Origin of the sequence: Lysobacter antibioticus (genome assembly GCF_000731095.1) — a bacterium.
In the GTDB taxonomy this organism is placed as follows: Bacteria; Pseudomonadota; Gammaproteobacteria; order Xanthomonadales; family Xanthomonadaceae; genus Lysobacter; species Lysobacter antibioticus_B.
This window is the reverse complement of record NZ_JMTZ01000106.1, coordinates 1-14,123: the sequence shown is the minus strand read 5'-3', so window position 1 is coordinate 14,123 and position 14,123 is coordinate 1. Positions and strand designations below refer to the sequence as shown.

At 66.5% G+C, this 14,123-nt stretch carries 11 protein-coding genes, 1 pseudogene and 1 riboswitch; of the genes and pseudogenes, 5 read left to right on the top strand and 7 right to left on the bottom strand.

Features of this window, described 5'->3' with window-relative positions:
* Window positions 1–1,268, bottom strand: a pseudogene (locus EX88_RS0121590) (hypothetical protein); the annotation flags it as partial.
* Window positions 1,269–1,712: 444 nt separating this feature from the next.
* A complete protein-coding gene (locus EX88_RS0121585) occupies window positions 1,713–2,465 on the bottom strand; it encodes an autotransporter outer membrane beta-barrel domain-containing protein (protein WP_031374057.1) in 753 nt (250 codons plus the stop codon).
* Window positions 2,466–2,583: 118 nt separating this feature from the next.
* On the opposite strand from EX88_RS0121585, the gene EX88_RS26265 reads away from it, so the two are divergent.
* Complete coding sequence (locus EX88_RS26265) at window positions 2,584–3,351, top strand: hypothetical protein (RefSeq protein WP_152566409.1); 768 nt, start codon at window positions 2,584–2,586, stop codon at window positions 3,349–3,351.
* Window positions 3,352–3,831: 480 nt separating this feature from the next.
* On the opposite strand, the gene EX88_RS0121580 is transcribed toward EX88_RS26265, so the two are convergent.
* Window positions 3,832–5,052, bottom strand: coding sequence for a multidrug effflux MFS transporter (locus EX88_RS0121580; protein WP_031374056.1), 1,221 nt, complete (start codon window positions 5,050–5,052; stop codon window positions 3,832–3,834).
* 93 nt (window positions 5,053–5,145) lie between these two features.
* A complete protein-coding gene (locus EX88_RS0121575) occupies window positions 5,146–5,601 on the bottom strand; it encodes a VOC family protein (RefSeq protein ID WP_051885405.1) in 456 nt (151 codons plus the stop codon).
* A 242-nt stretch (window positions 5,602–5,843) separates the two neighbouring features.
* Window positions 5,844–6,014: riboswitch (glycine riboswitch) on the top strand.
* A 39-nt stretch (window positions 6,015–6,053) separates the two neighbouring features.
* Here EX88_RS0121575 and gcvP point away from each other — a divergent pair.
* Window positions 6,054–8,927: an aminomethyl-transferring glycine dehydrogenase gene (gene gcvP, locus EX88_RS0121570; RefSeq protein ID WP_031374054.1), complete on the top strand. Its 2,874-nt coding sequence runs from the start codon at window positions 6,054–6,056 to the stop codon at window positions 8,925–8,927.
* 110 nt (window positions 8,928–9,037) lie between these two features.
* On the opposite strand, the gene EX88_RS26635 is transcribed toward gcvP, so the two are convergent.
* A complete protein-coding gene (locus tag EX88_RS26635) occupies window positions 9,038–9,664 on the bottom strand; it encodes a DUF2846 domain-containing protein (RefSeq protein ID WP_161786162.1) in 627 nt (208 codons plus the stop codon).
* A gap of 5 nt (window positions 9,665–9,669) precedes the next feature.
* Window positions 9,670–10,392, bottom strand: a complete 723-nt coding sequence (locus EX88_RS0121560) for a hypothetical protein (RefSeq protein WP_152566407.1) — start codon at window positions 10,390–10,392, stop codon at window positions 9,670–9,672.
* 600 nt (window positions 10,393–10,992) lie between these two features.
* On the opposite strand from EX88_RS0121560, the gene EX88_RS0121555 reads away from it, so the two are divergent.
* From EX88_RS0121555 to EX88_RS0121545, 3 genes are read left to right on the top strand one after another with little or no spacing between them, the layout of a single operon-like run.
* On the top strand, window positions 10,993–12,252 hold the full coding sequence (locus EX88_RS0121555) for a histidine kinase (RefSeq protein ID WP_031374051.1): 1,260 nt from the start codon (window positions 10,993–10,995) through the stop codon (window positions 12,250–12,252).
* Window positions 12,245–13,027 carry a LytR/AlgR family response regulator transcription factor gene (locus EX88_RS0121550; protein ID WP_031374050.1) on the top strand — a complete coding sequence of 261 codons (783 nt, stop codon included), beginning with the start codon at window positions 12,245–12,247 and terminating at the stop codon, window positions 13,025–13,027. Before EX88_RS0121555 ends, EX88_RS0121550 begins: the two co-directional genes overlap by 8 nt.
* A 27-nt stretch (window positions 13,028–13,054) precedes the next feature.
* Entirely contained in the window at window positions 13,055–13,453 is a 399-nt protein-coding gene (locus EX88_RS0121545) for a hypothetical protein (RefSeq protein ID WP_051885403.1), read from the top strand.
* A 60-nt stretch (window positions 13,454–13,513) separates the two neighbouring features.
* On the opposite strand, the gene EX88_RS0121540 is transcribed toward EX88_RS0121545, so the two are convergent.
* Complete coding sequence (locus EX88_RS0121540) at window positions 13,514–14,038, bottom strand: GFA family protein (RefSeq protein WP_200875883.1); 525 nt, start codon at window positions 14,036–14,038, stop codon at window positions 13,514–13,516.
* Window positions 14,039–14,123 lie beyond the last annotated feature (85 nt).

Genomic DNA, 14,123 nt, shown 5'->3' with positions numbered 1-14,123 from the left:
GCGCAAGAGCCGTCGGACTCGCTCGCCAGGCCGTTATCGAGCAGCGAGCGATGGTGTGCGCCCGACAATGTCGCGTTGGCCAGGCCGCTCAAGCCCAACGTCAGGCGTTGGTTGGCTTCGATCAGGCTGCGCTGGTAGGCATCGATGTCCAGCAGAACTCCGCCGCCATGCGGCGTCACTCTGGCGATCCAAACCTGGCGTTGCGGGGTCACGCCGACAACCACCGATCCGTCGGCGTTGGTATCGGTCGGGCTGGACAGATAAGTCCCGGCAGGCAAACTCACACCGGAGGCTTTCAACCAATAGCTGACTGAGATCGTTCCCGTCTGCTCGGACCAACGGTAAGCCTCCTGAGATGCCCAGCCGGAATCGTAGGGCCCTGCGTTGTACGAATCGCCGTACACGACCAAGCCGTCGCGCGAAATCGTCAATGCATTACTGAAGCCGTAGCCCGCCAACGGCCGCAACAGCACGGTCCCGCCGGAGGCGCTCCACAGATAGCCGAACGTATCGCCGCCGTTACTGCCCGGGAAGACCGAAGTGCTGGTCAGACCTACCACGCGGTCCCCCCGGCCGGATACGTCGGTTGCAGAATTGAGATAATGCCCGGGCAGCAACGGCACCAATGCCATTCCCCCCGCCTGCGTCCAACGAAATGCACGATTCTTGTTGGCACGGAAGGCCATCTGATTGCCGACTACGGTTGCGCCGTCGTCCGACACCGCCTTGGCCAAGGTTTGCGATGGCTCCATGCCCGACAGGCGTTGAGCGCCGCCCTGCCTGGTCCAACGAAAAGCCTGAAACAAGCCGTCAGTCTCGACCAGATCGCCGATCACGACCTCGCCGTTGCCGGATAGCCCGCTGATTGCCACCCCATACGTGCCGGCGATCTTGAACTCCCTGGCGCCGCCCGCCCTCGTCCACAAATAACTTATCCCGGTCGCAGTCTCGCCATGCCCGAATGGACCGCGAACAGTCATTGCAACCATAGAACCATCGCTCGAGATTGCCGTGCGTTCGGCCAACCCCCAGGTGAAGCCGGGATAAGGAATCAGCGTCTCGATCATGCGCCCTTGGTTATCGCGCAGATCGACTCCCGATTGGTTCACCACCGCAACGACGCGGCCGTCCGCCGAAACCGCTGCAGTACCGCGATAAGGAAGAGAAGAGGGCGTACTCGGCGCCGGAGGCGCGATGAAGAAGTTGCCTTCGGCATAGGCAGGAATCGCCGCCAACAGGGAAATGACCAAGAGCGCGCGTCGCATCATGGAAGCCTCATGGAATTGTTCGAGTATTGGATGGCCGACTGAACGCTCTCTGGGCTATGCCGCGGCCGAGAAGTATCCGCAGCGACGCTGCAAAGAAGGCACGTTTACGGCCGATTTTCCGCCGTCCCCGACATTATCCCCGAGCAATACGCTCGCGACAAACAGCACACTATTCGCTGCTTCGACCGCCTGCACGAAATCCAGCGGTACGAATCAAAACCGGAAACGATTGCGTTGTCCTCCCAGGACCGCCACGGCTGAAGCAAATCGTGCGGATCGATTGACGGCGCATCTTCCGGTATCCGCACGCAGCGTCCGCTGCGCGAGATCAAGCCCGCAACACCAAAGGGTTCCGGTTGCGGCTTCCCACGATGATGATGCTGCCCGCCGATCGGCCGGAACGACAGCCGCCCGACTCGCCGGACGACTGCCGCCATCGCCCGTTCAGAACGACATTCGATACCCGAGCGATACGCCCCAATCCGCATCGCCGCCCGACGAGGCCGCGCGCGCGCCGACGCCGAGCACCGAACCATTGCCGAACCGGTGGTCGAAATCCACCAGCATCTGGCCCCAGTTACGGTCCAGTTCGCCGCCGGGCAGATCGAAACTGAACAAGTCGATGATCTCGCCGCGCGTGCCGCTGCTGATCTTGTCCATGCGACGCACCGCTTCCAGCGACACACTCAAATCGCTGCGCTCGCCGAAACTGCGTTCGAACGCCGCGCCGACGCGCAGGTCGCGCGTGCTCCAGTCGGTGCGGTCGAAGCGCGACGGGAAACCACCACCGCTCTCCGCGTAGCCGTCCAGTTTGGTCCGCGTCCAAGTGTAGGCCGCATACGGGGAAATGCCGACGCCACCGACCCGCGCCGCGTCCTTCCAGTCCAAACGCGCGCGCAGCGCCGCCACCTTCGCATCGGGACGCGCCGACGAGGTGTGCACCGCAGTGCCGTTGTAGTAACGACGCTGCGAATCGACATCGAACCGGCCCGAGTAGCCCAGCAGGCTGCCCTGCCACTGTTCGCCGAGCTTGAACGCGGCCTCGCCGAGCAGGTACTCGCCTTCGGACTTGCTCTGGCTGCCGAGGTCCCACTCCTGGCGCGCTTTGGCCTTGCCCAGGCCCAGGCCCAGGCGCGCCGGACCGAGGTCGGTGCAGACACCGGCCCAGGCGCGCCGGACCGAGGTCGGTGCAGACACCGACTTCCAACTGCTCGATGCGGGTCTTGGATGCATCGTAGTCGGCGACTTCGGCGTTGGCCCACGCACACGAGCCATCGGATTCGTCGACCAAGCCGTTGCTCAATAGCGAACGGTGATGCGCACCCGACAAGGTCGCATTGGCCAGTTCGCTGATGCCTTGGGTCAGTCGCTGATTGGCGTCGATCAAGCTGCGCTGGAAACCCGAAACATCCAGCAGCACCCCGCCACTCGGTCCCCTGACCCGTGCGATCCAGCCATGGCCGACGATGACCGATCCATCGAAATTGGTGCTCAACGCCTCGCCCAATTGCGTGTTCGCGGGCAAGGCGATGCCATATGCGGCAAGCCATTGCGCAACGGAAATCATTCCAGTCTGCGCCGACCAACGAAACGGCTGCTGAGGCGAAGCTCCAGCACCGCTCGACCTTCCAACCACGACCTGACCGTCGCCGGATATCGCATTCGGAGAGCTAGCGATCGCTCCCGGCAAGACGCCCAACAGTTTGGCGCCTTCGGCCTGGTCCCAAAGGAAAGCCTGGTACTGCGCACTTCCGTCGGCTTGCATAGCTTCGGCCAGACCGGTGACGCGACGGCCATCGTGGGAAATATCGATCCTACCGAACCAAGCCATCCCCGCAGGCCCCGCAACCACGAGTGGGTCGCGCCGTCCCTCGTTCCAGAACACCATCCGGGTGGGCGTGGATCTACCGGTCAGGTTGGAGATACCGGTCAGAACGCCGACCACGACTCGTCCATCACCAGAGATGGCCACATCGTCGACAGACCACAAATACTCACCGTCGTTCGCCACGGCCTGCAGGATTTGCAGCCCCTGATCCGCGCTCCATCGAAACGTCTGGGACTTCACCTCCGGAGCCGGTGACGCGCGGCGCCCTACGATCGTGCGTCCGTCGGCGGAAATGTCCTCCGCGATCGCATACACCCCGGGAACTTCGACGATCTGCACCCCGCGCTCCTTCGTCCACAGGGCCGGGATCCAGAACTGCTGCGGTCTTCCCGTCACCTCGTCCGGCAAATTCAACAACGCGACCGACCCATCGCCTGAGATCGCCGTCAACTCGAAACTGTTTGGGTAGAAGACCGGAGTCGGAAACGACTGGATCGAGGTCAGGGCCCCGCCCTGTGTCCAATGGAAGGCGGTTTCGCCCTGCATGCCGACCACGCTCTTGCCGTCCGCCGAAACCAGGGTATAGGTGATGGGGATTGATTGAAAATCCGCCGCCGCCTGGGCGGCTCCACAGAGGCACGAGGCCGCCAGCGCCAATAAGGTCAATCGCATCTCAAGTTCCTTCTCATGAGGACAAACATTCTTGCAGAAGCTACGCCTGACAACCCGCCGCTTTCAAAGCGACTCTTGCGGCTCCACCGCCGCGGCCTCGTCGCCCTGGCTCGGGCAGGCGGTCTTCGACACGCGCGCTTCCCATTGCCAGAACAACCAGGCGATCGCGGTCAGCGCCGAAGCGGCGACCGCCAGCGACACCGCGCTGGCGCTGATCAGCGGCGACAGCACGCCGGCCATGATCGCGTTGACCACCAGACCGGAGAACGCCTGCAGCGACGAAGCCGAGCCGCGCTGGCGCGGGTACATGTCGAGGATCGACAGGGTCACGATCGGGAATACCAGAGCGATGCCGAACGCCGACACGCACATCGGCAACACCGCCCACGGGATCTGCGGATCGTCGGTCCACAGGTTGTAGCCCAGGTTCATGGCCACGCCGAGGAAGGAAAACACGAAGCCCCAGCGCACCAGGCGGTCGCCGCTGATCTTGCCGGCCGAGCGCCCCGACACGAACGAACCGAGCACCATGCCGCCGATGGTCGGCACGAAGAACCAGCCGAACTGGCGTTCGTTGAGCTTGAGGATGTCGAGCACGAACGCCGGCGCCGAGGCGATGTACAAAAACAGCGCGGCGAAATTGAACGCGCCGGTCGCGGTCAGGCGCTGGAAGCGCGGGTTGAGGAAGATCGCGAAGTAATCGCGCAGCAGGCGCCTGGGCTTCAACGGCAGGCGCGCCTGCGGCGGATGCGTTTCCGGCAGCAGAAAGATGGTCGAGGCCAGCAACAGCAGCGAGAAGCCGACCAGGAACCAGAAGATCGCCGGCCAATGCGCCCAGCCGAGGATCCAGCCGCCGATGATCGGCGCGATCGCCGGCGCCACGCCGAAGATCATCGTCACCTGGCTCATCAGGCGCTGGGCATCGTCGCCGTGCAGCACGTCGCGGATCACCGCGCGGCCGACGATCAGTCCGACCCCCGCCGAAAGCCCCTGCACCGCGCGGAAGAACAGCAAGGTCGACAGGTCCGTCGACAGCGCGCAGCCCACCGACGCCAGCGTGAACACGCTGAGCCCGCCGATGATCACGCGGCGGCGCCCGATCGTGTCCGACAAGGGGCCGTGGACGATGCTCATGAGCGCATAGGCGATCAGGTAGACGCTGATGGTCTGCTGCATCGCCAGTTTGTCGGCGCCCAGCTCGGCGCCCATGACCGGGAACGCCGGGAAGATCGTATCGATCGAGAACGGCCCGAACATCGCCAGGCCGCCGAGCAGCAAGGCCAGCCGGCGGATCGACAAGGTCTTCGTGGCCGGAGCAGGATCGGGTGCGGAGGTATTAATCGGAGATCACCAATCGGAGAGCGTCGGCTCGGGGCCTCAGCTGGGAGCGTGGGCGGTGTGGGTGTCGATCGGCACCTCGTCGGGCGGGCCTTTGAGTTCGACCACATTGCCTTCGGGGTCGAACAGGTATTGCGACGGCCCCTCGCCCTCGGCGCCGTAGCGCGAGCCGAAGTCGCCGATGCGCACGCCGTGCGCCTGCAGGTGGGCGACGATCGCCTCGCGGTCGAAGGGCTCGGCGCGCAGGCACAGGTGATCCATGTTGCGGGCCTCGGCCCCGGCCGGCGCGCCGCCGAGGCGGCCGAGCTTGCCCTCGACGTCGACCAGGTCGATCAGGGACAGGCCGGCGCGCAACTGCACCAGGCCGATCGCGTCCTGGCGCCGTTCCAGCCGGCAACCCAGTACGTCGCAATAGAAAGCGATCATCGCCTCGGTGTCGCGCACGCGCAGCACCACGTGATCGAGTTGCAGCAGTTGGAACGGGGGACGGTCCATGCAGGAAGCTCCGGAAGGGACCGCGACCATGTTACGGCGAATCGGCCTTCCTGAACCGGGTCGCGGCGTCGAAACCCGGGATGAAGCCGGCTGCCGCCAGCCCCGGCAACGTCGCCCCGGGGCCGCCGCTGCGGCTATAATCGCGGCTTGAAACACCCGGTGGGAGAAGCGGCCCGGCCCCCCAGCCAGACCGCTGCCGAAGGCGCAACGCCCGTAATCGCTCAGGCCCCATACCGCCGCGTGTACAAAACTCTGGAGAGACCGCCTGCGTACGCTGAGACAGCGGGGCAGAACCGGCGCCGAAGGGGCACGAAGCGAGCGCGGACAGGAGCGGCCCCCGGGCCATCCCCTCCCCTAGCTGCCTGACCGCAGCACGCTTTTAAACTCTCAGGCAAAAGGACAGAGGGGCGCCTCGCGTGCGGCACCGCACGCTGCCTTCGGACGCCCCTGCCATGAGCCCAGCCGCCAACAGCGCAACTTCCTTGCGCGATCTCGAGCACCACGACGCCTTCATCGAGCGCCACATCGGCCCCAACGACGCCGAGATCGGCCACATGTTGGAGCAGGTCGGCTACGACTCGCTCGAAGCCCTGACCGACGCCATCGTCCCCGGCTCGATCAAGTCGACCCAGCCGCTGGCCCTGCCGGCCGCGATCAGCGAAGTCGAAGCGCTGGCCAAGATCCGTGCCATCGCCACCAAGAACCAGGTGTTCCGCAGCTTCATCGGCCGCGGCTACTACGGCACCCACACCCCGAACGTCATCCTGCGCAACATCCTCGAGAACCCGGCCTGGTACACGGCCTATACGCCCTATCAGGCGGAGATCTCGCAGGGCCGCATGGAGGCGCTGATCAACTTCCAGACCATGGTCGCCGACCTGACCGGAATGGAGATCGCCAACGCCTCGCTGCTCGACGAAGGCACCGCCGCCGCCGAGGCGATGACCCTGGCCAAGCGTTCGGCCAAGTCCAAGTCGGACACCTTCTTCGTCTCCAGGAACATCCACCCGCAGACCCTGGAAGTGCTGCGCACCCGCGCCGAACCGCTGGCGATCGAACTGCACATCGGCGACGACGCCGAAGCGGCGACGGTCGACGCCTTCGGCGCCCTGCTGCAGTACCCGGACACCTTCGGCGCGGTCAAGGATTACCAGAGCGTGGCCGATGCCGTGCACGCGCGCGGCGGCATCGTCGCCGTGGCCAGCGACCTGCTCGCGCTGACCCTGCTCAAGGCACCGGGCGAATGGGGCGCCGACATCGTCGTCGGCAACACCCAGCGCTTCGGCGTGCCGTTCGGTTTCGGCGGCCCGCACGCTGGCTTCATGGCCTGCCGCGACGCCTACAAGCGCTCGATGCCCGGCCGTCTGATCGGCGTCTCGGTCGACACCGACGGCAAGCCCGCCTACCGCCTGACCCTGCAGACCCGCGAGCAGCACATCCGCCGCGAGAAGGCGACCAGCAACATCTGTACCGCTCAGGTGCTGCTGGCGGTGATGGCGAGCATGTACGCCGTCTACCACGGCCCCGATGGCCTGACCCGCATCGCCCGCCGCGTCCACCGCCAGGCCACGATCCTCGCCGCCGCACTCGGCAAGGCCGGCATCGCCGTCGGCAGCGGCTTCTTCGACACCCTGCACGTCAGCGGCATCGACGCGAACGCGATCCACGCCAAGGCCCGCGCAGCCAACATCAACCTGCGCGAGATCGATGCCGGCAGCCTCAGCATCAGCCTCGACGAAACCGTGACCCGCGACGAACTCGTCGCCCTGGCCGGCGCGTTCGGCGTGCAGCTCGACATCGACGCGCTCGACCGCGAAGCCGTCGACGCGATCCCGGCCGCGCTGGTGCGTACTTCCTCGTTCCTGCAGCACCCGGTGTTCAACACCCACCACAGCGAACACGAACTGCTGCGCTACATGCGCTCGCTGGCCGACAAGGACCTGGCGATGGATCGCACGATGATCCCGCTGGGCTCGTGCACGATGAAGCTCAATGCCACTGCCGAGATGATCCCGGTGACCTGGCCCGAGTTCGGCAACATCCACCCGCTCGCCCCGGCCGACCAGACCACCGGCTACACCCAGCTGATCGACGAGCTCGAGGCGATGCTGGTCGAGTGCACCGGCTACGACGCGGTCAGCCTGCAGCCGAACTCCGGCGCCCAGGGCGAATACGCCGGTCTGCTGGCGATCCGCGCCTATCACCGCTCGCGCGGCGAAGGCCATCGCGACATCTGCCTGATCCCCGACTCCGCGCACGGCACCAACCCGGCCTCGGCGCAGATGTGCGGCATGACCGTGGTGGTGACCAAGACCGACAGCAACGGCAACGTCGACGTCGACGACATCCGCCGCGCCGCCGAGAAGTACAGCGACCGTCTCGCCGCGATCATGATGACCTACCCGTCCACGCACGGCGTGTTCGAGGAGGAAGTGGTCGAGATCTGCGAGATCATCCACAAGCACGGCGGCCAGGTGTACACCGACGGCGCCAACATGAACGCCCTGGTCGGCGTGGCCAAGCCCGGCAAGTGGGGCTCGGACGTCTCCCATCTCAACCTGCACAAGACCTTCTGCATCCCGCACGGCGGCGGCGGTCCCGGCGTCGGCCCCTGCGCGGTCAAGTCGCACCTGGCGCCGTTCCTGCCGAAGACCGTCGACGGCGAAGGCATCGTCGGCATGGTCAGCGCGGCGAGCTTCGGCTCGGCGAGCATCCTGCCGATCTCGTGGATGTACGTCACCCTGATGGGCACTGCCGGCCTGCGCAAGGCCACGCAAGTGGCGCTGCTCAACGCCAACTACATCGCCAAGCGCCTCGCCCCGCACTACGAAACGCTGTACACCGGCCGCAACGGCCTGGTCGCGCACGAGTGCATCCTCGACCTGCGCCCGATCAAGGACGCCACCGGCGTCAGCGCCGAGGACGTGGCCAAGCGCCTGATCGACTTCGGCTTCCACGCCCCGACCCTGAGCTTCCCGGTCGCCGGCACGCTGATGGTCGAGCCGACCGAGAGCGAGTCGCAGCACGAACTCGACCGCTTCATCGACGCGATGATCCAGATCCGCGACGAAATCCGCGCAGTCGAAGACGGCCGCCTGGACCGCGAGGACAACCCGCTCAAGCACGCCCCGCACACCGCCTCGCAGGTCACCGCGAGCGAGTGGACCCGCGCTTACCCGCGCGAGCTGGCCGCGTTCCCGTTGCCGACCCTGCGCCTGCAGAAGTACTGGCCGCCGGTGTCGCGCGTGGACAACGTCTACGGCGACAAGAACGTCATGTGCGCCTGCATCCCGATCGATGCTTACAAGGAAGAGGTCGAGGCCTGAGCCCCGGCTGGGTTGCACTGAAGCGATAAAACGAAAGGCCCCGCGAATGCGGGGCCTTTTTTTGAGCGGTTGCGACTACGGCGGCGCGATGCGTTCGCTGCGTCCTGCCCTTACTTGGCGAGCTTGAGCTTGCCGGCGATCTCGTCGAACTCCGCGACCGTCGACGGCGACAGGTTCGGACGCCCGGCCAGAATGCCGATCGTGATCGTGCCCTTCACGTAATAGGTTTCGCCGGCTTCGACTTCCATGTTGAGGATGTCCTTGGCTTCCGAATGCACGGTGTACTCGTGCGCGCCCGGCTCGACCGCGACAACGAAGTACTTGCCGCTGCGCAGCTTGCCCAGCTCGACCGCGCCTTCGCGCACCTTGTAGCCGACCGCGCCGCCGACGAACTTGGCCGGACGGAAGAACACGATCTGGCCCTTGCCTGCGGGCGGTGCGGCGATCAGACCACTGCTGGCCGCCGCCGGCTTGGCGCTGGCCGACGCCGACGCCGACGCCGACGCAGTCGCGGCCGCACTCGGCGCTGCCGCCGGTGCCACCGTCGCCGCCGCGCTGCCTTCGACCGCGGGTGCGGCGCCGGCTTCGCTCTTGGCTTCCGCCGAAGCGCTCGCTTCGGCATTCGGGAGCTGCTTGGCCGGATCGGAAGGCGCCTTGCCGTTCCAGGCCAGCGAACCGCCGGTGGCGAAGGCCGACACCGGCAACAACAGAGCAATCAACAGGACACGCGACGACATCGACTTCATTGGACAGCTTCCCCAGTTTGGGTGGTGACGGGTGGTTCGGTGGTGACGACAGGCGCAGGGGCCTGAGCGTGCTCGGGCGCCGCGGCAGCGGGCGTCAGATCGACGTCCTGTGCGATGCGCGCCTGGGCCTGGGTATACGAAGGGATCTGGATCTCGCCGCCGCGTATGAACATCGCGAACACGCCGACGGCGATGGCCAGGCCGATGACCTGGCCCGACTTGTCCACACCGGCCGAGCCGACGCGGAAGCTGCGCAGTGGGATCTGCCGGCCATCGGCTTCGAGATAGCGCGCGGCGAGCAACAACTCGCCCGGCTTGCCGCCGCTGCGCGAACGCTCGGCATGGATCACCTCGCCCACGCCGGTGGTACCGGCCGGCAGCACGAGCGTGCCGTCGACGCTCAGCGCTTGCGCCAGCCGCAGCCCGAACTTGTCGCCGCGCTTGAGCGTGGCCGAACTCAAAGGCTGCAGGGTTTCGAGCAGCACGTCGGTACCGGCGACGATACGCAGCGCACCGGCGCTGCCGGCGGCGGCCGACGGCGTTGTCGGCGCCGGAGCGGTTTCGGACATGGACGCTGGAGCAGGCTCGGATACCGGCACCGCCGCGGGTGCGGGCGCGGGTGCGGCGGGCAGCGCACTCGGCGCCTCGGCGGCGGCCGGCATCGGCTGCGGCGGAGTCATCGCCAAGGCGGCGATCAACACGGTAGACATCGAAAACATGAAGGCGGCCCCCAACCGTCCTTGGCGGTCGTCACGCTATCGGAACGCCGAGGCTTTGCCAAGCGGGTTTTTCGCCTGGATCGCCGAGTCATCGCAAGTCACATTGCGGGGCACCGGAAACACATTGCCGCTCGTTGATCGGCTACCGGGGACGAGACGGTCGCCGGCGAGCTGCCGCTGCCCCACTCATCGCCTTCACCCGCCTCCTCTCCGCTTAGCACTCGCTACGGTCGCTGCAAGCGGGAGAGAGCTGCGAACGAGTCGGCTCGCAGGCAACCCTTCTCCCGCTGACGGGAGAAGATGGCCGAAGGCCGGATGAGAGCACGACAGGCTATGCACCCCTCGCCTAGCGTCATCCATGTATTTCCTCGGACCTTCATGAGCGAGGGGTCGCCACAAACGAGAAAGGGGCGCATCGCCCCCTGGATCGCACGCAGCCCGCATTGGCCGAAGCGGCCAGCCAAGACGCGCAGGGCCAGCGCTTCGTTCCGTCCCGAACCGGTTTCGTCGCCCCCTCCCCCGGCTTCGTCGCGGCCCCACTTCCACCCGGCCGGCAGACGACTATGCTGCGTCGCAACCCAGGCCCCTTTCGGACCCGTCGTGATCAGGAGCTTCTTCTTCATCGTCCGCCTCGCCGCCGCATGGTTCGGCGTGTTCCTGCTGATGGCGCTGCTGTCCTCGGTCACGCCGGGGCTCGAGCACCAGGACGTGGCCCCGCTGTTCATCATCGCCGCGCTGGTCGTCGCCTACGTCGTCACCAACGCCTTCTCGCATCTGCGCCGGGTGCGCCTGATCGCCGGGCATATCGACCGCGACACCCTCGCCAACCGCCACCGCCGCCAGATCGAGGTGCCGTTCGAGGCCGGCGAGGTGTTCGACCTGCTCGATGCGGCGATCCGCGAACTGCCGCGCGTCGAGGAGATCGAAAGCGCCCGCGACAGCCTGCAGGTCAGCGCCAAGGTGCAGCGCCCCAACCTTTACGGACGCAGCCGCACCGATCGCCAGGGCGTGGTGCGCAATCACAGCCGCTGGACCCGCAACCAGATCCTGGCCACGGTCACGCCCGGCGAGGACAGCGGCAGCATCACCCTGATCTGCGAGCCCGAGACCGGGGCCTGGAGCGACTGGTTCCGCGTCGACGGCGGCACCAACCTGGAGAACGCCGAGGCGGTCGTGCGCGCCATCACCCGCCGCATCGCCGAGCGCCGCCGCACCGAGCGCGTCAGCACCACCCGCACGGTCACCGAGAAGGAACTCGCCGTGGCCAAGCTGAGCCTGCTGCACGCCCAGGTCGAACCGCATTTCCTCTACAACACCCTCGCCAGCGCCCAGTACCTGACCCGCAACGACCCGCCGCGCGCCGACATCATGCTCGGCCATCTGATCGACTTCCTGCGTCGTTCGCTGCCGCGCACCGAGGACGCGCAGTCAACGCTCGGCGACGAGCTCGACCGCTCCCGCGCTTATCTGGAAATTCTCAAGCTGCGCATGGGCGCACGGCTGGCACTGCAGATCGACGTGCCCGAGGAACTGCGCACGATTCCGCTGCCGCCGATGATGCTGCAGACTCTGGTCGAAAACGCCATCAAGCACGGCCTGGAACCCAAGCCCGGCGGCGGCACGGTGTGGATTCTCGCGCGCCGCAACGATCACCGCGTCGCCATTACCGTCGCCGACGACGGCGAAGGCTTCAACTCCACCAACGCCGGCACCGGCATCGGTCTGCGCAACGTGCGCGAGCGCCTGCAACTGGTGTACGGAGGCGACGCCCAACTCGCGGTCGTCGCCAATTTCCCCAACGGCGTCGCCGCGACGATCAGCGTGCCGCTGGCCGCGCGCGAGGAACCCATCTATGTCTAAGCCTGCCCCTTCCACCGCCCTGGTCGCCGAAGACGAGTCCCTGCTGCGCCTGGCGCTGATCGATTCCCTGCGCGGCGCCTGGCCGCAGTTGCAGATCGTCGCCGAATGCGAAGACGGCGCCGAAGCGCTGGAAGCCCTGGCAGAGCATCGGCCCGACATCGCCTTCCTCGACATCCGCATGCCCGGCCTGACCGGCATCGATGTCGCCACCGCCGCAGCCGAGGTCAGCCCGCAGACCCAGATCGTGTTCGTCACCGCCTACGACCAGTACGCCATCGACGCGTTCGAGCAGGGCGCGATCGACTACCTGCTCAAGCCGGTCACGCCCGAACGCCTAGCCGTCACCGTGCAGCGCCTGCAGCAACGCAGCGCCGCCAATCAGACCGATGCCGATGCGCTGTCCGAGCTCGCCCAGCAACTCGCCAACCGCGAGCCCAAGCGCAACACGCCGCCGCTGACCTGGATCACCGCGAGCACCGGCCGCGAGACGCGCCTGATCCTGGTCGACGACATCGCCTACTTTCGCGCCGACAACAAATACACCACGGTGGTGACCGCCGAGGGCGAAGCCCTGCTGCGCAAGCCGATCCGCGAACTGCTCGACGTGCTCGACGCGACCATGTTCAAGCAGATCCATCGCTCGACCATCGTCAACCTCAAGGCGATCGCTTCCATCGTCCGCGACGACAGCGGCAAGGGCAGCGTGCGCCTGCGCAACCGCCCGGAAACCCTGACCGTCAGCCAGCCCTTCATGACCCTGTTCCGCACGATGTAACGCGGCAACCCACGATCCAGGTGACCTATGCGCAACTTCACGGCTTTGCTGTACTACCTGTTCGCCTTGCTCGGTTGCGATATCGGTGCGACCACCATCGTCCACCGCGCCAGCGCCGACGGCATCGACATCATCGACAGCGAGGTGCGCGTCACCGACCGCATCGCCAAGTTCGAATGCTTGGCCAGCCGGAGCGGGCAATGCCACTACACCCTGTTCCATGAGGAGTGCGCCACCGCAGCCGCCACAGGCGCCGCCAGGCAGCCGGCCGGCGAAACCCGGTGCGCCAGCCAACCCTTCGAACGCTTCGCCATGGCCGCCGGCTCCGACAAGGAAGTGATCGGCCTGGAGCCGGGATTCAAGCTCTGCGTCAGCGCCGAGGACCTGGCGATGAACGCCGACTGCAAGAGCGCGGCCCGCCAGTAAGCGCGGTCACGCGCAGCCCGAAACCCGACCGCGAATCCAAGCGCGAACCCGGGCGCGGGCTCAATCGCCGCCTTCGACGAAGACGACCTCGGCGATCCAGTTGCGCTGGCGCCGGGCCAGGCGCACCGCTTCGGTTTCGCCGTCGAGCGTCGACGGCGAGCGTCGCAGCAGCGCCTCATCGACGCCCTCGAAGGTGTTGACGTTGACCACCGCATGCAGGGTCCCGTCGATGCGGCTGGTGACGACCGGCACCACCCCGCAGCGCGTACAGACATGGAAATCGGCAGTCTGCGTGCCGAAGTCGTACCGCGACACCCGCGCCGGTTCCTTGACCCGCACCCGCAGCGCCCCGCCCGGACACGACGTCCACACCCCGCCGTGCTTCGTGCAGAACGTACACGTACAGGCCCGCGCCGGAATCTCGAGCGGCTCCGGCCGCCAGTCCAGATCGAAAGCGATATTGCCGCAGTGACAAGCTCCGTGAATCAACATGGCGGTCTCGATGAGGGGTCGAAGACGGAATGATGCCGCACCGGCTTTCGCTGTTGCACCGGCTTTGCTGTTACACCGGCTTTGCTGTTGCATTGGCAGTTGCTGTGCGTCGTCGAGCACTCGCGAAGGCAATGGAAGACCCGGAGGGCGGCCTGCATGGATGCAGGCCGTTTTTCAT